The organism is Roseovarius sp. 10, from assembly GCF_033100315.1.
Classification (GTDB): domain Bacteria; phylum Pseudomonadota; class Alphaproteobacteria; order Rhodobacterales; family Rhodobacteraceae; genus M30B80.
On the sequence record NZ_JAWLVH010000001.1, the window covers coordinates 641052 to 658726 of the forward strand.

Consider the following 17675-nt stretch of genomic DNA (forward strand, 5'->3'; position numbering starts at 1 on the left):
CTCTTAGCCTTTCATCCATGGCAAACGGTCTAAATCGACATTGCCGCCTGTAATAATCACCCCAGTGCGCTTGCCCGCAAAGAGATGTTTGTTCTTCAAAATCACCGCCAAGGGCACTGCACAGCTTGGCTCGATCACAATTTTCATGCGCGCCCAAGTCAGTTTCATCGCATCCACGATTTCATCTTCGCTTGCGGTCAAAATATCGGTGACATGGGATTTCACAAAATGCCAAGTCAGGTCTTTCAACGGCACTTTCAAACCATCCGCGATGGTCTGGGGCGCGTCATCCGCGATGATATGGCCTGCCCGAAAACTGCGCGCGGCATCATCCGCTTGGTCTGGTTCGGCGGCATATATTTTGATCTCAGGGGCGATATTTGACAGCGTCAAACAGGTGCCAGAGATCATACCACCCCCGCCAATTGGGGCCACTACAGCGTCAAGATTGGGCACATCTTCGATCAATTCACGCGAACAGGTGGCTTGGCCTGCAATCACGCGGGGATCATTATAGGGATGCACAAAATTGCCGCCTGTTTTCGCCTGCACCTCGGCAAAGACCGCCTCGCGCGAGGTTGTCGAAGGCTCACATTCCGTGATGATCCCGCCATAGCCCCGCACCGCGTCTTTTTTGGCCTGCGGCGCGCTGTGCGGCATCACCACATGGCACGGAATGCCCCGCCGCCCTGCTGCATAGGACAAAGACAAGGCGTGATTGCCACTCGAATGGGTGCAAACGCCGCGTGCCGCCTCTGCATCTGACAGGCCAAACACCGCATTACATGCACCGCGCACCTTGAAGGCGCCTGCCTTCTGAAAGTTCTCACATTTAAAGAACATCTCCCCCCCGACCAACGCGTTCAAAAAGCGCGAGGTCAGAATGGGCGTGCGGTGGATATAGGGCGTGATCCGTGCGTAGGCATCAAGGCTGTCTTGATAGCTTGGCACGGAAATTGGGCTAAGGTCGTTCATATTTTTACCCTCTCATTCAGCAGCTTGGCGAAGGGCGGTTTGATCCGCGCGGAAATAATCCTGCGCAGCGGCAACCCCTGACCCAAGCGGGATGTCCCATCCCAGATCGGCCATGCACATTTCGGCAGTGGCCAGACCAGAAAGAACCATAACATCGGTCAACATCCCCAAATGGCCGATGCGAAACACCTTGCCTGCGACCTCGCCCAGACCCACACCAAAGGCCACGCCATATTTAGTGGCGGCAAGCTGCGCGAGTTCGGTGCCGCATTTCCCCGCAGGCACCACCACCGCCGTCACTGTGTCAGAGGCCGTGGCAGGATCGGTTGCACAAATCTGCAGACCCCATGCCGCAACAGCACGGCGCACCCCTTCAGCCAATCGGTGGTGACGGGCATAAACAGCCTCTAACCCCTCGCCCTCAAGAAGTGCGATAGAGTGAGACAGGCCCGCGATCAGACCAACAGAAGGGGTGTAGGGATATCCCCCCGCCGCGTAGGATTTCAGCATGTCGCGGAAATCAAAGAAACAGCGCGGCAGGGTGGCACTGTCCATTGCCGCCAAGGCCTTGGGGCTGACGCCCAAAATCGCAAGGCCTGCAGGCAGCATGAAGCCTTTCTGGCTACCTGCCACGGCAATATCGACCCCCCAAGCGTCAAACTCAAATGGCATAGACGCAATGGATGACACGCCATCGACAAACAGCATCGCATCATGGCCTGCGGCATCGAGGGCCGCGCGTATCCCCGCTATATCAGAGCGCACCCCTGTCGCGGTTTCATTATGGGTGGCAAGGACGACTTTGATCTTGCCCTGAACATCCGCGCGCAACGCCGCCTCAATCTGCGCAATCGGGGCCGCCTGCCCCCATGGCACATCAATGATCTGGACGTTCAGACCATGGCGTTGGCACATGTCAATCCAGCGATGGCTGAACATGCCAAACCGCGCGGCAAGAACAGTGTCACCCGCACTCAATGTGTTGGTGATGGCCGCCTCCCACCCGCCTGTGCCTGTCGAGGGCAGCAAGATCACTTCGCCCTCGGTCATTTTCAACACGCGGCGCACCCCCGCCACGGCGGGTTTGAACATCGCGCCAAAGGCGGGACTGCGGTGGTCAAGCGTGGGCATATCACAGGCTTTGCGAATGCTCTCTGGGATATTGGTTGGCCCAGGAATGAAAACTGGATTTTGAAACGACATCTCGTGCGGCCCTCCCTTCAAAGGTTGGGTGCAGATTAACAGGGGGGCTTTACAGCTCGCAATTTTTTCGAAATAATTTTTTAATAGGTGAAAAAATACTTTTTCATCATAAAATTCAATGCGTTGCAGTTTTTCACTTCTCTCTTTGCAAATGAAAGGGCCGCAAATATGACATCAACCACGCGTCAAAGGGGCCGTCCGAAGGCCTTTCATGACAAGACCGAACAAAACACGGTGCAGGCCCTAGATCGCGCGCTTGCCGTGATGGAGGTGGTGGCACAAAAACCTGGTTTGCGGCTGTCTGAACTGGCCGAGGAAACGGGTCAGGCCACCGCAACGCTCTATCGCGCGTTGACCACATTGCAGACGCGCGGGATGGTCGAATGCGATGAGATGCAGCAGGTCTGGCATATCGGCGCGGGCGCCTTTCAAATCGGGTCTGCTTTTTTGCGCCGCACCAATGTTGTGGAACGATCCCGCGCAGGCATGACGCGGCTGATGCGCGAAACGGGCGAGACGGCAAATTTGGGTGTCGAAATGCAGGATGAGGTTTTATTCCTGACGCAAGTCGAAACCCACGAAGCGATCCGCGCCTTTTTTCCACCCGGAACCCGCGCGCCGATGCATGTCTCTGGAATTGGTAAGGCGTTATTGGCATGGCTTCCGCCCGCCCATGTGCAGTCAATCATCCTCAAACGGGGCTTGTCGGCCTTTACCGCGCATAGCCTAACAGATGAGGCAGCCTTGCGCGCCGATCTCGATCAGGCCCGTGCGCGCGGATTTGCCATTGATGACCAAGAGCGCGCCGAAGGAATGCGCTGCATTGCAGCCCCGATCTTCAATGTGCATGGCGAACCTGTGGCGGGCATCTCAATCTCTGGCCCCGCATTTCGGCTGTCGCTGACACGTTCCATGGATTTTGGCGGCATGGTGCGCGAAGCCGCCGATCAGGTCACCGCCGCCATTGGGGGGCGCTGCCCCTAGCGCGCGGCCTGCACCCATGCCACGATGGCGCGGCGCGCCTCATCATCCATTGCAAAGGCATTTGGGGGCGGCATCGCATGGGAAACGCCCGCCTGAGTATAAATCTGGCTGGCATGACGGGCCACATCCGCCTCGGTTTCGAGATAGACATTTTTCGGGGCCCAACGGATACCATCCCATGCGGGTTCACGGGCATGGCACATCGAGCAATTGCCGATCACGGCATAATAGGCCTCTTCAAACCCGTCTGCCGCGACCATCTCGGCCTCATAGGGCGTCAAGGCGCGGCTTGCTGCGGCCTCGTAGGTTTCTGCCGTGCGTGGGATTGACAGCCAAGCGATGACAATCATCAGCAAGACCGTGACCGCCCATGTCCAATGCGGCCCCTTGCCCGTGGCGTGCATCGTGTTGAAATAATGGCGAATGGTCACACCCGTCAGGAAGATCAAGCTTGCAATGATCCACGAATATTCGGTCGCAAAGGCGAGCGGATAATGATTGGACAGCATCAGAAAAATAACGGGCAGCGTGAGGTAATTGTTATGGGTTGAGCGCAGCTTGGCGATCTTGCCATATTTCGCATCAGGCGTGCGCCCCGCCTTGAGATCTGCTACCACAATGCGTTGGTTCGGCATGATCTGGAAAAACACATTCCCCGTCATAATAGTCGCGGTAAAGGCCCCCAAATGCAGCAGCGCCGCCCGCCCCGTAAAGACCTGATGATACCCCCAAGACATCACCACAAGGATCACAAACAGGATCAACATCAGGGTCGTAGGGTTCTCACCCAAAGGCGATTTGCAAAGCTGGTCATACAGAACCCACCCCAAGGCCAACGAGCCGCCTGAGATCAAAATCCCCTGCCACAGCGCCAAATTGGCCTTTGTCGGGTCAAGCAAGAACAACTCGCCCCCGACCCAATAAACAATCATCAACAAAGCTGCACCTGAGACCCAAGTCATATAGCTTTGCCATTTGTGCCAGATCAGATGCTCGGGCATGTTTTCAGGGGCGACCAAATATTTCTGAATGTGGTAAAAGCCGCCGCCATGCACCTGCCATTCTTCGCCATAGGCCCCTTTGGGCATATTTGGCACAGGCCGCAGCCCCAAATCCAAGGCAATGAAAAACAAGGATGCACCAATCCACGCCATCGCCGTGATGACATGCAGCCACCTGACGGAAAACGCGATCCAATCCCAAATGATGGCCAGATCATACATACCGGCATCTCCCTGTTGTTACTTGTCTTTCCTGCATACTAGGCGGCTGAGGTTTATTCTGCTATTACGGGCAAACGCCAAGCAGTATCAAAAAAAGCAAAACAATGTCCTATATTGATAATATCCGAACCTTTGTCCGTGTCTACGAGCTTGGGTCAATGTCGGCGGCAGGGCGCGATTTGCGCATCTCACCTGCCGTGACATCTTCGCGGATTTCTCAACTTGAGGAACATTTGGGCGTGCGTCTGTTTCAGCGCACAACCCGCAACCTCACCCCCACCGAGCAGGGCCAAGCCTTTTATAGGGGGGCAACGCGGATTTTGGAATCGGTCGAGGATGCCGAAGCGCAGATCGTCAACATCACAGAGAACCTCAAAGGCAGTCTCTATGTGGCCGCACCTTTGGGGGTGGGTCGGCGCTTGATCGCGCCCCATGTGCCAGATTTTATCGCGCAATACCCTGAAATTCATGTGCGTCTGCGCCTGTCAGATCGCAAGATTGATCTGACCACCGAAGGGCTTGATCTGGTGTTTTTCTTCGGGGAACCCGAGGATAGCAATCTGCGCATCCGCAAGATTGCGGATGTCGCGCGGGTATTGTGTGCAGCGCCTGCCTATATCGCGGCGCGGGGGATGCCCAAATCAGGCGCTGATCTCGTGACCGAGCGACATGAATGCCTCAACTTGCGCTTTCCAGGGGCAAAGGAATTTCAATGGCGGTTGCAAACCAAAGCAGGGTTTGAGCGGTTCCGCGTGGCCGGGCGTTACGAATCCGATGATGGCGATGTCCTGACAGACTGGGCTTTGGCGGGGCATGGGATTGTAATGAAACCCATCTTTGAGGTGGCCGAGCATCTCAGCTCAGGCGCGCTTGTGCCCGTGGCAACAGAAACCCCACCCGCCCCTATTCAAATGGCCTGTCTTTTCACCCATCGGCGCAGACAAGACCCCAAAACGCGGCTTTTCATGGAATTCATGATTGACCGCGTGGGGGATGTGATCCGCAACAGCGCGCGCGATTAACTGCCGCGATAGGTGGAATAGCCAAAAGGCGACAGCAAAAGCGGCACGTGGTAATGCGTGTCTTCTGACATGCCAAAGCGGATCGGGATCATATCCAAGAAACGGGGGCTTTCGGGTGGCACGCCTTGCGCGTCAAGATAGGCGCCTGCGTGAAAGCAGAGCTCATAAACCCCGCGCGCAAATTCCGCGCTTGGCAAAATCTGCGCATCGGTGCGCCCGTCTGCGTTGGTTTCAACAGTTTTGATCAACTCCGCCCCAGCACCGCTGATGCGATAAAGATCAATTTTCATGCCTGCCGCAGGGCGGCCCGTTGCCGTATCCAAAACATGGGTGGTCAAATATCCCGCCATCGCGCGCGTCCTTTTGCCTGTAAATGAACCCTAGAAAATCTCAAAACTTGCGCCCATGATAGGCGAGATTATGCGCCTGATACAGTGCAGAGCGATCAAAAGAGTGCTTATAGATTTTTTTTAAAATCATCTGCGATTATCTGCATTATGCCATAGAAAAACAAACGAGGCTGATATGACACGCTACCCCCGAGATTTACGCGGCCACGGGCCAGATGCGCCCCATGCCGCTTGGCCCAATGGCGCGAAAATCGCTGTGCAGATCGTGCTGAATTACGAGGAAGGTGGCGAAAACAATATCCTGCACGGCGATGCTGCCTCCGAGGCTTTTTTATCCGAGATCACAGGCGCGCAACCATGGGTTGGGATGCGCCATTGGAATATGGAGTCGATCTACGAATATGGTGCGCGTGCAGGGTTTTGGCGGCTTTATTCCATGATGTCCGACCTACCCGTGACAGTTTATGGTGTGGCCACGGCCCTTGCCCGCAGCCCCGAACAGGTGGCGGCGATGAAAAAGGCGGGTTGGGAAATTGCCAGCCACGGCCTGAAATGGGTGGAACACAAAGATATGCCCCCCGAAGAGGAGCGCGCGCAAATCCGCGAGGCCATCCGCCTGCATACCGAGGTGACCGGAACCCCGCCACGCGGGTGGTATACGGGGCGCTGCTCCATGAACACTGTGGATCTTGCCGCGCAAGAGGGGGATCTGGCCTATATCGCAGACAGCTATGCCGATGACCTGCCCTATTGGGTCAAGGCGGGCGGCAAGGATCAACTGATCGTGCCCTATACAATGGATTGCAACGATATGCGCTTTGCAATCCAAGCAGGTTTCACCGAAGGCGCGCAATTTGAGCGCAGCTTGATCGACACCTTTGATCAGCTTTACGCCGAAGGGGCGGCAGGCGCGCCCAAGATGATGTCGATCGGTCTGCATTGCCGCCTTGCAGGGCGCCCTGCCCGTGCGCTGGCGCTGAAACGCGCGCTTGCGCATTTCCAAGCACATGAGGGCGTTTGGTTTGCTACTCGCGCGGAGATTGCCGATCATTGGGCCGCGACCCACCCCGTGACCGCGCGCATGACCCCCTCGCAAATGACACGGGAGGAATTTGTCGCCGAATTTGGAGGCATGTTTGAGCATAGCCCGTGGATTGCTGAACGTGCCTTTGAGATGGAGCTTGGTGCCGCACATGATTGCGCGGCGGGGGTTCATTCGGTTCTTGCGCGCGCCTTTCGCAGCGCCAGCGCGGCGGAACAGCTTGGGGTGTTGCAAGCCCACCCTGATCTGGCGGGGAAACTGGCCGCGGCCAAGCGTCTGACGGCAGACTCCACCGCCGAGCAGGCCTCAGTCAGGCTTGATAGCCTGACAGATGCAGAACGCGCCGAATTCACCGCCTTGAATGACCGCTATACCGAAGCCTTCGGATTTCCCTTTATTATCGCCGTGCGCGACAACACCAAGGCCAGTATCTTGGAGGCCTTCAAGCGCCGGGTGACGCAATCGCGCGATGTGGAATTCACCGAAGCCTGCCGTCAGGTCGAGCGTATCGCAGAATTGCGTCTGATAGATCGGTTCGCACAATGAAAATCATCATCGAACCCATGAGCGCCGATGCCTTCGCCCCGTTTGGCGATCTGCTTGAGGCGAAAGGCACGCCTGATAAAATCATCAATCAAGGCCTATGTGGCCGTTTCCACGACCGCGCGCGGATGGATTTTTCGGATGGGCGTGCGGGGATCAGTATCTTTCACGCAGAAAAGCGCGATTTGCCCTTAAAGCTTGATCTGGTCGAGCGGCACTCTGAAGGATCTCAGGCCTTTGTTCCGATGAGCCACCAGCCGTTTTTGGTGGTCGTGGCCGAAGATCAAAACGGGACACCGCAGAACATCCGCGCCTTCCTGACCGAGGCCGGGCAAGCGATCAATATTCATCGCGGCGTCTGGCATGGGGTGCTGACGCCGCTTTATGACCCTGGTCTTTTCGCGGTCATCGACCGCATCGGCGAAGGCCCCAATTTAGAAGAATATTGGCTGCCTGATGAGGTGATTATTGCCACCTCATAAGGGCATGTGGCGGTTCACATCTTTGTAGAGCAGATAACGGAACTTGCCCGGCCCCCCTGCATAGCAGGCTTGCGGGCAAAAGGCGCGCAGCCACATATAATCGCCCGCCTCAACCTCGACCCAATCCGTGTTGAGGCGATAGACGGCCTTGCCCTCTAGCACATAAAGACCATGCTCCATCACATGGGTTTCCAGAAACGGGATCACCGCGCCAGGCTCAAATGTCACGATGGTCACATGCATATCATGGCGCAGGTCAGCCGGGTCAACAAAGCGCGTGGTGGCCCATTTCCCTTCTGTGCCCGCCATTGGCGTGGGCGCGATATCGCGCTCGTTCAAGATTAGAACATCAGGGTGATCAAGACCTTCAACCTCTTGATAGGCCTTTCTGATCCAATGAAACCGCAAAGGCGACTGCCCACGATTATATAATTCCCATGCATGGGCAGGCGGCAAATAGGCGTAACCGCCCTCCTCCAACAGATGGGTTTGACCATCCACTGTCAGGCTTGCTTCGCCCTCCACCACAAAAAGAACCGCTTCGGCCTCCTCATCGGTTTCAGGGCGCGCGCTGCCACCTTCGGGCGCGACTTCCATGATGTAATGCGAAAAGGTTTCAGCAAAGCCCGACAGGGGCCGCGCAATCACCCAAAGGCGGGTTTTCTCCCAAAAGGGCAGGAAACTGGTGGTAATATCGCGCATCGTGCCGCGTGGGATCACGGCATAGGCCTCGGTAAAGACCGCACGATCTGTCAAAAGCTGTTCCTGCGGGGGATGGCCGCCTGTGGGGGCGAAATATTTGGGGCTCATAAAGGCAACTCACATTGAAAACTGAGACTATGATAGGCGCTTGTTGCGGCGCTGTCGCACCCAAAAAGCACGAAGGCAGTTTTCGGGTTTCTTTGACAATCACAGCACTCTATTAGGCAATTTTTGCAGACTGCACCTTAGGCAAGCCGCCCATCTCAAGGATCAGATCAACGATTTTCTCTACGCCCTGCTCATTGCGCAATTGCGCCATCACGAAGGGCCGCCCTGCGCGTGCGCGGGTGGCGTCAGCCTCCATCACCTCAAGCCGCGCCCCGACATAAGGCGCGAGATCAGTTTTGTTGATCACCAAGATATCCGAGCGTGTCAGTGCAGGCCCGCCTTTGCGCGGAATATCCTCGCCCGATGCCGTATCAATCACATAAATCGTCAAATCCGCCAATTCAGGGCTGAATGTCGCCGATAGGTTATCGCCGCCACTTTCGATCAACACGATTTCAAGGTCAGGGTGGCGCGCCTGCATTTGCGCAATCGCGGCCAAATTGATGCTGGCATCCTCGCGGATGGCCGTATGGGGGCAGCCCCCTGTCTCAACCCCAATGATCCGATCAAGGGGCAGGATCTGCATCCGCATCAGCGCCTCTGCATCCTCTTGGGTGTAAATATCATTGGTGATGACACCAATGGAAAACTGGTTTTTCAGACGCGCGGCGAGCCTTGCGGTCAGCGTGGTTTTACCCGCGCCAACAGGGCCACCGATCCCAATTCGAAGCGGGCCATTTGGGGAAAGATTGGTCATGATTGAAACATCCTCGCAGGGGCCAACCCGTGGTGTGCGGCGGCAATGTCAGAAAGAAAGGCGGTGCTGTGCAAATCATCCAAACTTGCGGTTTCAGCAATCGGGGCAAGGGCGGTAATCTGGGGCGAAAGCCGCGCCAATATCCCTTGTGCCGCCACCTGCCCCAAGGGCATCAAGCGTTGCGCCGCAGCGACAAGATTTGCGAAAAACCCCTGAAGATAGAGGGCCGCCGCATCGGCGGGCGCAATCCCGCGCTGTGCGGCCACAAAGCCTAGCGCGATTGGCACAAACAGATCAGGCAGGCCCTCCTGCCCCCAAACATCGCGCATCAAGGCGCTGAAACTGGCCCCCATATTTTGCGCCTCGCGCAGACGGGGGGCCGCAAACTGCCATGCGCGGGCCTCATCTTGGAGTGCGATCAAGGCGCCATGCCCCTCGGCTTTGGCGCCAAGCCCGATCCAAATCGCATCATTGCGCCCCGTGCCATGATGCAGCAGGTCACATAACCAATCCTCAAGATCATCGGCAGATGTGATTAGCCCGTCTTGAATGGCGGCCTCAATCCCATGACTAAAGGCAAAGCCCCCCACAGGGAAGGCAGGCGAAACCCACTGCGCCAGTGTGATATAATCGGCATCAATGCGCATGGGGCATATGCGCGCTTGCGCCATGTTCATGGGCATGGGTGCGCCCATGGCCGTAGGCCCCGCCCTCGGGGGTGAAGGGGCGGGTTTCTTCCACCAAATCCGCCCCAAGTTGCCCCAACATATGCGCGATTACGGGATCGCGGCGGATGATCAGACAGCCCTGTCCAATCTCGCAAGGGGTGTGGCGATTGCCAATGTGCCACGCGAGACGCGCTAAGTTTTCACCACGGATGACCAACACCGCCTCAGGGGCGGCGCGCACTGCAATGCGGCGACCATCGGTCAGCACCAAAACATCCCCCGCGTCCAGCGATGTGGTCTGCGCCAAATCCAATAAAAACGCCCGCCCACCATCGCTGATAAGGCGCTTGCGGCGTAAGAACCGCGCCTCGTAATCCAGCGTGATCGTGTCAAAAGAAAGGGCCACGCCCGTGACAGGCCCGCGCATCACCTCATGGCACAAGGGTAGATCAGTCATCCTTCCCCCCTTTTTCAGAATAGGAAATAGCGCTGCGCCATTGGCAGCACCTCGGCAGGTTCGCAGATCAGCAATTCCCCATCTGCGCGCACCTCATAGGTTTCAGGGTTCACCTCGACCTGTGGGGTGGCGGTGTTCAGCTTCATATCTGCCTTGCCGATGGCGCGTGTGTTGCGCACCGCAAGGGTCGCTTTGGCGAGGCCAAGCGCGGATTTGATGTCGCGCGATTGCGCGGCCTCGGATACGAAACTGACCGATCCGCGTTCCACCGAACGCCCATAAGCCCCCCACATGGGCCGCGAATAGACGGGCTGCGGGGTCGGGATTGAGGCATTGGGATCACCCATTTGCGCCATGGCAATCGTGCCGCCGATCAAGACCATCTCAGGCTTGACCCCGAAAAAGGCAGGTGACCACAGCACCAGATCGGCGCGCTTGCCAACCTCAATCGAGCCAATCTCATGCGAAATTCCATGCGCAATGGCGGGGTTGATCGTGTATTTCGCGACATAGCGGCGGACGCGGAAATTGTCATTCTCGCCCGTCTCCTCGGGCAGGCGGCCGCGTTGTTTGCGCATCTTATCCGCCGTTTGCCATGTGCGGATGATCACTTCACCCACCCGCCCCATCGCCTGACTGTCAGACGCAATGATCGAAAACGCGCCCATATCGTGCAGGATATCTTCGGCGGCGATGGTTTCGCGGCGAATGCGGCTTTCGGCGAAGGCGATATCTTCGGGGATGGATTTGTCCAGATGGTGGCAGACCATCAACATATCGAGATGTTCCTCGACCGTGTTCACGGTGAAGGGCCGTGTTGGGTTGGTTGAGGACGGGATCACATGTGCCTCGCCGCAGATTTTGATGATGTCAGGCGCATGACCGCCCCCCGCCCCTTCGGTGTGGAAGGCATGGATCGTGCGGCCTTTCAGCGCCTTGATCGTATGTTCGACAAAACCCGACTCGTTGAGCGTGTCGGTATGGATCATCACCTGCACATCCATCGCATCGGCCACGCTGAGGCAGCAATCGATTGCAGCAGGCGTTGTGCCCCAATCTTCGTGCAGTTTCAGCGCGCAAGCCCCGCCCATAATCTGTTCCTCAAGGGCGGCGGGCAGGCTGGCATTGCCCTTGCCCGCGAAGGCAAGGTTCATCGGAAAGGCATCCGCCGCCTGCAACATCCGCCCCAAATGCCACGGCCCAGGCGTGCAGGTGGTGGCAAGCGTGCCATGCGCAGGCCCCGTGCCCCCGCCCAACATCGTGGTCAGGCCTGAATGCAGCGCATCTTCGATCTGCTGCGGGCAGATGTAATGGATATGGCTGTCAAACCCGCCTGCGGTCAGGATACGCCCCTCGCCCGCGATGATCTCGGTGCCTGCGCCGATGGGGATGGTGATCTTGGGCTGCGTGTCGGGATTGCCCGCCTTGCCGATGGCGGCGATGCGCCCATCCTTCAGGCCAATATCCGCTTTATAAATCCCTGTGTAATCCACCACCAACGCGTTGGTGATGACTGTGTCCATCACCCCTTCAGCGCGGGTCAGTTGCGATTGGCCCATACCATCGCGGATCACCTTGCCGCCGCCAAACTTGACCTCCTCCCCATGGGGGCCTGTGAGATCACGCTCGACCTCGATGATCAAATCTGTATCGGCAAGGCGCAGTCGGTCGCCTGTGGTCGGCCCAAACATCCCTGCATGATCGCGGCGCGAAATTGAGGCAGGCATCACAAATCCCCCATGATTGCGGCGTTAAAGCCAAAGACCCGCCGCGCCCCAGAAATCGGGATCAGAGTGACCTCGCGGCGCTGACCAGGCTCGAACCGCACCGATGTGCCTGAGGCAATATCAAGGCGCATCCCACGGGCGGCCTTGCGGTCAAACTCTAGCGCGGGGTTGGTTTCAGCGAAATGATAATGGCTGCCCACTTGCACAGGCCTGTCGCCCGTATTGGCAACCATGACAGTCATCGCCGCGGCACCCGCATTCAGGGTCAAATCCCCTTCTACAACAAACAACTCGCCCGGGATCATTTCCGCTGCTCCGCAATGATCAAAACAGCCAATCCAATTGCGCCAAGAGCGCCAAGCGCCACGGCCCAAGGTTCGACCCCATGCGGGTGAAGATGCAGACCCTCATGCGCAATTGCAGGGCTAGCAAGCATGAGGGACAGGGCAGAAAGGATCATAGTTTTCATGAATTTATTCCTTTATCTTCAACGAATAGGGTTATGGACAGTGACCAATTTTGTGCCATCGGGAAATGTGGCCTCGACCTGCACCTCGTGGATCATCTCAGGCACGCCTTCCATACATTGATCGCGCGTGATGACATGGCCCCCTGCCTGCATCAAATCCGCCACACTGCGGCCATCACGGGCCCCTTCGACCACCGCATCGGTGATCAGCGCGATTGCCTCGGGATGGTTCAGCTTCACCCCCCGCGCAAGGCGGCGGCGGGCCACCTCAGCGGCCATCGAGATTAGCAGTTTATCTTTTTCACGGGGGGTGAGGTTCATCTCTTACAGGCTCCAAGAACGGGGAAGATCATGGGGGGATAAGGCGCGCAAAACGGGCACCAAAGTGCGGCGCAGGCCAAACCCATCTTCGGCTAGAATGCGCAGCAGCAATAAATCCGCTTGCGGGGCTGATACGGCAGCGGTTTGGGGCAACAGGGTGCGGATCATCTCAAGCTTGGCGCAGGCACCAGGCGCGGCACATATCACCGTGGCAAATCCCGCAGCCCCCTGCCCGATGGCGGCACGCGCAAGATGGGCGTGAAGATCACCCTCCATCCGCAGCGCATCGCGATAGAGGGGACGCCCTGCGCGGGTGATGCTGATGTGATCTTGCAGATAGCCCTGTCGCACCACCTCGCCCATCGCAGCGCGCCCAAGGATAACGCTTTCTGCGGCCAATAGATACGCGTCTTCGGCCATCTCCACGCAGAGGCGCCGCCGCAGCGCGCCGCCATCAAACAAGATCACCTCCTGCGGCAGCCATGACAGCGCAGCCCCTGCTGCAATGGTTAACTGCGTGCTGACCTGACCACGGCCCGTTGCGGCGCGATAGATGCGTTCGGCCGATTGCGTGGTCAACGTCAGATGCCCGCCCGCCACATCGCCCACAATGGCGAAGCGATCCCCGCCTGTGATGCCGCCAGCAGTGTTGATCATCACCGCCTCAACGGTGCCTTCGCGGCGCGGAAACAGCGCGCGCAATGATCCTTCGGCCCGAAAATCCTGTAATCGCCCCGAGGGCCCCAAAGCCACACGCAAAGCCCCCTTTGCACGCGGGGGGGCGCATGGTGGCGATATGGGCAAAGTTTCAGTCACGCGGAGGCGGCCTTGATGGTGGATTGCACGTCTGACCCACGATTTCCCTCTCGGGCAGCAAGGAAAAGAGGCGCGCTTGGCCCCAATCGGCCCCCGCGGATGATTGATTAAATTTTAATCGAAATTTTGATCTGCGCCCAAAAATAGCGCGAAATGAAAAGCCCCCGCGGCGCGTGCCTGCGGGGGCCAAATCACTCGGGTCAATTTGGCGCGCGCTCTGCCCATCCTGCAAAGATACGCTCAAGCGCCACAACCACATAGAACAGCAAGATGCCAAGGGCGGCCAACATGAACAGCACCGCAAACATCAATGGATAATCTGCGCTAATCCGCCCTGAATCGAACAACGCCCCAAGGCCGCGACCATGCGGGCTGACGATTTCCATCAAATTTGTGCCAATAAAGGCCAAGGTGACAGCAACCTTCAACGCCCCGAAAAATTCGGGCAGGGTTTTGGGCAACGCAATTTTCCAGAAAATCGTGAATTTCGAGGCACCAAGTGCGCGCAAAATATCGCGATATTCAGGTTCTAGCGTGGACAATCCGATTGAGACAGAGACTGCAATCGGGAAAAACGAGATCATAAAGGCGATAAGCACGGTGTTGAAATCATGCTGACCCACGAAGATCAGCGCCACAATCGGCACCACTGTCGCCTTGGGGATCGCGTTGAAGCCAACCAAGAGCGGGTATAACCCCTCGCGCGCGATGCGCGAAAAGCCCATGATCATCCCCAACCCTGTGCCAAACACCACCGCCAAGGCCAAACCCACCACTGTGCGCCAAAGCGTTTCCCACGAGGCCACAACGAATAATTCGCGGAATTGCCAAAATTTTGGGATCAAATCCGAAGGTGAGGCCATGCGATAATTGGGCAGTTGATAGAACCAGACCAACCATTCCCAGATGGCAATCACAGCCGCGATGAACAGGATCGGCACGCCGATTTTAAGGAACTTATCATTCATGCTGCGCCCTCCTGAGGAACGCGACCTTGCGCCAGTTGAATTTGGTGGCGCAGCACGGCCAACATATCGACCGCTTTTTTGCTGTAGAGATCTTCAAGACTGCGCTTGCCCGTCAGATCAACCTGCAAAATATGTTGGGCATGGGCGGGGCGACCCGAGAGAACCACCACTTGATCTGCCAAAAACACACTTTCGCGCAGATCATGGGTGATCAACAGGCAGGTAAAGGGCTCTTCCGCACGCAGATCATGCATGGTGCACCACAGGTCTTCGCGGGTGAAGGCGTCAAGCGCCCCAAAGGGTTCATCCAAGATCAGCACATCGGGCTTATGGATGATAGAGCGGCACAAGGAGGCCCGTTGGCGCATCCCCCCTGAAAGCTCGGAGGGTTTCTTGCCCTCAAACCCTTTGAGCCCCACCAATTCCAACAAATGGCGCGCGCGCGCCTCGCCCTCGGCGCGGCTCATTGGGGTTTTGACAATCTCCAAGGGCAGAAGCACGTTTTCCAAAATTGTGCGCCATTCCAACAGAACGGGGTTTTGAAACGCCATCCCCACTGTGGGGCGTGGCCCTGTTACCTTTTGACCTGACAACCAGACCTCGCCTTGGTCAGGGCGCATCAGCCCTGACACCAATCGCGTCAGCGTGGATTTCCCACAGCCCGAAGGCCCAACCACCGCGCAAAATGAATGTTCTTCAATCTGCAAAGAGAGATCATCAAGAACGGGCAAAGGCCCCGATGCCGTGCGATAGGCATGAGTGACCCCTTTTAATTCTATTTGAAACGCCATCTGTGCCTTTATCCCTGAAAAATTGGGCCAGCGAGATCAGGTCGCGCTGGCCCTTTATTGTCTTATGGTTTGGCTTTATTGGGCCAAGCTGCGCTCCTCAGCGGGGGGCAGATAGGCATCGGTGAAATAGAGCGATGCGTCAGGCGCGTTTTGGAAATCGTAAACGATGGTCATCTGCTCAAGCGCCTCAGCCATGCGGGCAGGGTCAATATCGCCCATGCCATTTTCAAGCGCATAAGCGGTTGCGATATTCGCATCGAGCGCCATTTGCAGACGCCGCGTTTCCAAATCAACATCGCCTGCAGGGTTGCGCGCGATTACGGCAGCTGCGCCTGCGGCAGGGTCAGCCATAGCATCGCGCACACCATCGACAACCGCACCCAAGAACGCGGTCACAATCTCGGGGTTCGCGGCGGCGTAATCCGTGTTTACGATGATCGCGTTGCCATAAAGTTTAACCCCGTGATCCGCGAAAAGGATCGTGGTCAGATCATCCTCAGGCACGCCCAAACGTGCGGCGCTGAGATAGGAGCTAAAATTGAAGCCCGTCACACTGTCCACTGTGCCTTCGGCCAAAGATGGCTCGCGCGTGGGGAAGCCAACAGGCTCGACCGTGATTGTGCTGACATCGATACCATTTACGGCTGCCAAAATCGGGAATTGCGCCCATGCCCCATCAGGGGGCGGTGCACCAAGGGTAGAGCCTTCGAGATCTTCAATCCCGTTAATCCCAAGGCTTTTACGACCCACAATCGAGAAAGGTGGGCTGTCATAGATCATCATAACGGCGGTCACAGGGGCGCCAGGGTTTTGATCTAGGAAGCGGATCAATGAGTTGATATCGGCAAACCCAATGGGAAATGCACCCGTGGCAACCTTGGGGATCGCATCAAGCGACCCTTCGCCTGCAGAAATCTCAACATCAAGGCCTGCATCTGCGAAATGGCCATTATCGATAGCCAAGAAATAAGGCGCAGATGGCCCCTCAAACCGCCAATCGAGCGTAAAGGGGATATCGGTTTGGGCGAAGGCAGGGGTGGTTGCAATCATCCCTGCGGCGATCAGTGGTAGTGTTTTACGAAGCACGGCTTATTCTCCAATCCAATGCAGCACTGTGAAGCCACCTCATGATCCCACCCGCCTGCGGTCAATCCGCGGCATGGGCAAGACGGCGCGCCATGACGAAGGCCTGTTAAAGATTAGGCAGTTCCAGAAATTTTGCCTAGAAAAAAAGCAAACCGCGAAGCTGATAGATGAAGAATTTGTAAAATTCCCTTAAATTTTTCTCCAATTGCCAAGCGAACCCCAAGCCCCTAGCGTGGCAGTCGCGTGAGAACTGAAAAAGAAAATAGCCCAAATGAACCAAGATAATTTTGTGATCCCTGCCCCCCCGCACCCAATGATTCCCGTGGAGGGGGGCGGCGTATTTCCTGTTCGCCGCGTGTATTGCATCGGGCGCAATTATGCCGCCCATGCGATTGAAATGGGTCATGATCCCGACCGCGAGCCGCCGTTCTTCTTTCAGAAAAATCCAGACAGTTTGGATGCGTCAGGCGAGATGCCCTACCCTGTTGGCACGTCTGACTTGCATCATGAGATCGAAATGATGGTGGCGCTGAAATCAGGCGGGCGCGATATCGCACTTGAAGACGCGCTATCCCATGTGTGGGGCTATGGCGTGGCGCTTGATATGACACGGCGCGATTTGCAGGGCGAGGCCAAGAAATTAGGCCGCCCTTGGGAGATCGGTAAATCCTTTGAGCACTCCGCCCCGATAAGCCCGCTTTTGCCAGTGGCCCAAGTGGGCCATCCCAGCACAGGAGAGATCACGCTGCATGTGAATGGGGCGCTGCGCCAAGAGGGGGATTTGGCGCAAATGATTTGGAAAACGCCCGAAATCATTCGCTATCTGTCGCAATATTTTGAATTGGCGGCAGGGGATGTGATCCTAACGGGCACACCTGCGGGGGTTGGCCCCGTGGCGCGCGGCGATGTGATGGAAGGAAAGGTTGCAGGTCTGGGCACGTTGCGCGTCCGCGTGACCTGAACCTGCAAGCAGGGGAGAAG

Annotated in this window: 21 protein-coding genes; 5 read left to right on the forward strand and 16 right to left on the reverse strand. The window is 57.1% G+C overall.

All coding sequences use genetic code 11. The features are described from left to right. Positions 1-3: 3 nt before the first annotated feature. On the reverse strand, positions 4-975 hold the full coding sequence (gene bhcB, locus RYZ18_RS03225; RefSeq protein ID WP_317654937.1) for a beta-hydroxyaspartate dehydratase BhcB: 972 nt from the start codon (positions 973-975) through the stop codon (positions 4-6). A 12-nt stretch (positions 976-987) separates the two neighbouring features. Further along, positions 988-2178: an L-aspartate--glyoxylate aminotransferase BhcA gene (gene bhcA, locus RYZ18_RS03230; protein WP_317654938.1), complete on the reverse strand. Its 1191-nt coding sequence runs from the start codon at positions 2176-2178 to the stop codon at positions 988-990. Between the two features lie 168 nt (positions 2179-2346). Here bhcA and bhcR point away from each other — a divergent pair, with 168 nt between their 5' ends. Further along, positions 2347-3162: an HTH-type transcriptional regulator BhcR gene (bhcR, locus tag RYZ18_RS03235; protein WP_317654939.1), complete on the forward strand. Its 816-nt coding sequence runs from the start codon at positions 2347-2349 to the stop codon at positions 3160-3162. Here bhcR and RYZ18_RS03240 read toward each other — a convergent pair. Continuing rightward, positions 3159-4385, reverse strand: a complete 1227-nt coding sequence (locus RYZ18_RS03240) for a urate hydroxylase PuuD (protein ID WP_317654940.1) — start codon at positions 4383-4385, stop codon at positions 3159-3161. The genes bhcR and RYZ18_RS03240 overlap by 4 nt on opposite strands. 104 nt (positions 4386-4489) lie before the next feature. Here RYZ18_RS03240 and RYZ18_RS03245 point away from each other — a divergent pair, with 104 nt between their 5' ends. Beyond that, entirely contained in the window at positions 4490-5407 is a 918-nt protein-coding gene (locus RYZ18_RS03245) for a LysR family transcriptional regulator (protein ID WP_317654941.1), read from the forward strand. Here the strand turns inward: RYZ18_RS03245 and uraH are convergent. After that, positions 5404-5757: a hydroxyisourate hydrolase gene (gene uraH / locus RYZ18_RS03250; RefSeq protein ID WP_317654942.1), complete on the reverse strand. Its 354-nt coding sequence runs from the start codon at positions 5755-5757 to the stop codon at positions 5404-5406. The genes RYZ18_RS03245 and uraH overlap by 4 nt on opposite strands. A gap of 175 nt (positions 5758-5932) precedes the next feature. On the opposite strand from uraH, the gene puuE reads away from it, so the two are divergent. Next, positions 5933-7345 carry an allantoinase PuuE gene (puuE, locus tag RYZ18_RS03255; RefSeq protein ID WP_317654943.1) on the forward strand — a complete coding sequence of 471 codons (1413 nt, stop codon included), beginning with the start codon at positions 5933-5935 and terminating at the stop codon, positions 7343-7345. Then, complete coding sequence (locus RYZ18_RS03260) at positions 7342-7824, forward strand: ureidoglycolate lyase (protein WP_317654944.1); 483 nt, start codon at positions 7342-7344, stop codon at positions 7822-7824. Before puuE ends, RYZ18_RS03260 begins: the two co-directional genes overlap by 4 nt. Here the strand turns inward: RYZ18_RS03260 and RYZ18_RS03265 are convergent. The 12 genes from RYZ18_RS03265 to RYZ18_RS03320 all read right to left on the reverse strand — a co-directional run bounded on the left by RYZ18_RS03265 (position 7819) and on the right by RYZ18_RS03320 (position 16694). Continuing rightward, the gene (locus RYZ18_RS03265; RefSeq protein WP_317654945.1) at positions 7819-8634 is read right to left on the reverse strand and encodes a bifunctional allantoicase/(S)-ureidoglycine aminohydrolase; all 816 of its coding nucleotides are present in this window, start codon (positions 8632-8634) and stop codon (positions 7819-7821) included. The genes RYZ18_RS03260 and RYZ18_RS03265 overlap by 6 nt on opposite strands. A 112-nt stretch (positions 8635-8746) precedes the next feature. After that, positions 8747-9391: an urease accessory protein UreG gene (gene ureG / locus RYZ18_RS03270; RefSeq protein ID WP_317654947.1), complete on the reverse strand. Its 645-nt coding sequence runs from the start codon at positions 9389-9391 to the stop codon at positions 8747-8749. Beyond that, on the reverse strand, positions 9388-10074 hold the full coding sequence (locus tag RYZ18_RS03275; RefSeq protein ID WP_317654948.1) for an urease accessory protein UreF: 687 nt from the start codon (positions 10072-10074) through the stop codon (positions 9388-9390). Before RYZ18_RS03275 ends, ureG begins: the two co-directional genes overlap by 4 nt. After that, complete coding sequence (locus RYZ18_RS03280; RefSeq protein WP_317654949.1) at positions 10028-10516, reverse strand: urease accessory protein UreE; 489 nt, start codon at positions 10514-10516, stop codon at positions 10028-10030. The genes RYZ18_RS03275 and RYZ18_RS03280 overlap by 47 nt, the downstream gene beginning before the upstream one ends. Positions 10517-10530: 14 nt before the next feature. Then, a complete protein-coding gene (gene ureC, locus RYZ18_RS03285; RefSeq protein WP_317654950.1) occupies positions 10531-12243 on the reverse strand; it encodes an urease subunit alpha in 1713 nt (570 codons plus the stop codon). Further along, positions 12243-12548 carry an urease subunit beta gene (locus RYZ18_RS03290; protein WP_317654951.1) on the reverse strand — a complete coding sequence of 102 codons (306 nt, stop codon included), beginning with the start codon at positions 12546-12548 and terminating at the stop codon, positions 12243-12245. Before RYZ18_RS03290 ends, ureC begins: the two co-directional genes overlap by 1 nt. Beyond that, the gene (locus RYZ18_RS03295; RefSeq protein ID WP_317654952.1) at positions 12545-12712 is read right to left on the reverse strand and encodes a peptidase M23; all 168 of its coding nucleotides are present in this window, start codon (positions 12710-12712) and stop codon (positions 12545-12547) included. The genes RYZ18_RS03290 and RYZ18_RS03295 overlap by 4 nt, the downstream gene beginning before the upstream one ends. A gap of 18 nt (positions 12713-12730) precedes the next feature. Next, on the reverse strand, positions 12731-13033 hold the full coding sequence (locus RYZ18_RS03300; RefSeq protein WP_317654953.1) for an urease subunit gamma: 303 nt from the start codon (positions 13031-13033) through the stop codon (positions 12731-12733). 3 nt (positions 13034-13036) lie between these two features. Next, positions 13037-13786: an urease accessory protein UreD gene (locus tag RYZ18_RS03305; RefSeq protein ID WP_317654954.1), complete on the reverse strand. Its 750-nt coding sequence runs from the start codon at positions 13784-13786 to the stop codon at positions 13037-13039. 263 nt (positions 13787-14049) lie between these two features. Next, entirely contained in the window at positions 14050-14817 is a 768-nt protein-coding gene (locus tag RYZ18_RS03310; RefSeq protein ID WP_317654955.1) for an ABC transporter permease, read from the reverse strand. Next, positions 14814-15608, reverse strand: coding sequence for an ABC transporter ATP-binding protein (locus tag RYZ18_RS03315; RefSeq protein WP_317654956.1), 795 nt, complete (start codon positions 15606-15608; stop codon positions 14814-14816). The genes RYZ18_RS03310 and RYZ18_RS03315 overlap by 4 nt, the downstream gene beginning before the upstream one ends. Before the next feature lie 75 nt (positions 15609-15683). Further along, complete coding sequence (locus RYZ18_RS03320; RefSeq protein WP_411567071.1) at positions 15684-16694, reverse strand: ABC transporter substrate-binding protein; 1011 nt, start codon at positions 16692-16694, stop codon at positions 15684-15686. A 271-nt stretch (positions 16695-16965) separates the two neighbouring features. On the opposite strand from RYZ18_RS03320, the gene RYZ18_RS03325 reads away from it, so the two are divergent. Continuing rightward, the gene (locus tag RYZ18_RS03325; RefSeq protein ID WP_411567072.1) at positions 16966-17655 is read left to right on the forward strand and encodes a fumarylacetoacetate hydrolase family protein; all 690 of its coding nucleotides are present in this window, start codon (positions 16966-16968) and stop codon (positions 17653-17655) included. The last annotated feature ends 20 nt before the right edge of the window (positions 17656-17675 follow it).

Bases quoted from the DNA above. Each gene is read 5' to 3' on its own strand.
- bhcB (WP_317654937.1), bottom strand. From the start codon at position 975: ATGAACGACCTTAGCCCAATTTCCGTGCCAAGCTATCAAGACAGCCTT.
- bhcA (WP_317654938.1), bottom strand. From the start codon at position 2,178: ATGTCGTTTCAAAATCCAGTTTTCATTCCTGGGCCAACCAATATCCCA.
- bhcR (WP_317654939.1), top strand. From the start codon at position 2,347: ATGACATCAACCACGCGTCAAAGGGGCCGTCCGAAGGCCTTTCATGAC.
- RYZ18_RS03240 (WP_317654940.1), bottom strand. From the start codon at position 4,385: ATGTATGATCTGGCCATCATTTGGGATTGGATCGCGTTTTCCGTCAGG.
- RYZ18_RS03245 (WP_317654941.1), top strand. From the start codon at position 4,490: ATGTCCTATATTGATAATATCCGAACCTTTGTCCGTGTCTACGAGCTT.
- uraH (WP_317654942.1), bottom strand. From the start codon at position 5,757: ATGGCGGGATATTTGACCACCCATGTTTTGGATACGGCAACGGGCCGC.
- puuE (WP_317654943.1), top strand. From the start codon at position 5,933: ATGACACGCTACCCCCGAGATTTACGCGGCCACGGGCCAGATGCGCCC.
- RYZ18_RS03260 (WP_317654944.1), top strand. From the start codon at position 7,342: ATGAAAATCATCATCGAACCCATGAGCGCCGATGCCTTCGCCCCGTTT.
- RYZ18_RS03265 (WP_317654945.1), bottom strand. From the start codon at position 8,634: ATGAGCCCCAAATATTTCGCCCCCACAGGCGGCCATCCCCCGCAGGAA.
- ureG (WP_317654947.1), bottom strand. From the start codon at position 9,391: ATGACCAATCTTTCCCCAAATGGCCCGCTTCGAATTGGGATCGGTGGC.
- RYZ18_RS03275 (WP_317654948.1), bottom strand. From the start codon at position 10,074: ATGCCCATGAACATGGCGCAAGCGCGCATATGCCCCATGCGCATTGAT.
- RYZ18_RS03280 (WP_317654949.1), bottom strand. From the start codon at position 10,516: ATGACTGATCTACCCTTGTGCCATGAGGTGATGCGCGGGCCTGTCACG.
- ureC (WP_317654950.1), bottom strand. From the start codon at position 12,243: ATGCCTGCCTCAATTTCGCGCCGCGATCATGCAGGGATGTTTGGGCCG.
- RYZ18_RS03290 (WP_317654951.1), bottom strand. From the start codon at position 12,548: ATGATCCCGGGCGAGTTGTTTGTTGTAGAAGGGGATTTGACCCTGAAT.
- RYZ18_RS03295 (WP_317654952.1), bottom strand. From the start codon at position 12,712: ATGAAAACTATGATCCTTTCTGCCCTGTCCCTCATGCTTGCTAGCCCT.
- RYZ18_RS03300 (WP_317654953.1), bottom strand. From the start codon at position 13,033: ATGAACCTCACCCCCCGTGAAAAAGATAAACTGCTAATCTCGATGGCC.
- RYZ18_RS03310 (WP_317654955.1), bottom strand. From the start codon at position 14,817: ATGAATGATAAGTTCCTTAAAATCGGCGTGCCGATCCTGTTCATCGCG.
- RYZ18_RS03315 (WP_317654956.1), bottom strand. From the start codon at position 15,608: ATGGCGTTTCAAATAGAATTAAAAGGGGTCACTCATGCCTATCGCACG.
- RYZ18_RS03325 (WP_411567072.1), top strand. From the start codon at position 16,966: ATGAACCAAGATAATTTTGTGATCCCTGCCCCCCCGCACCCAATGATT.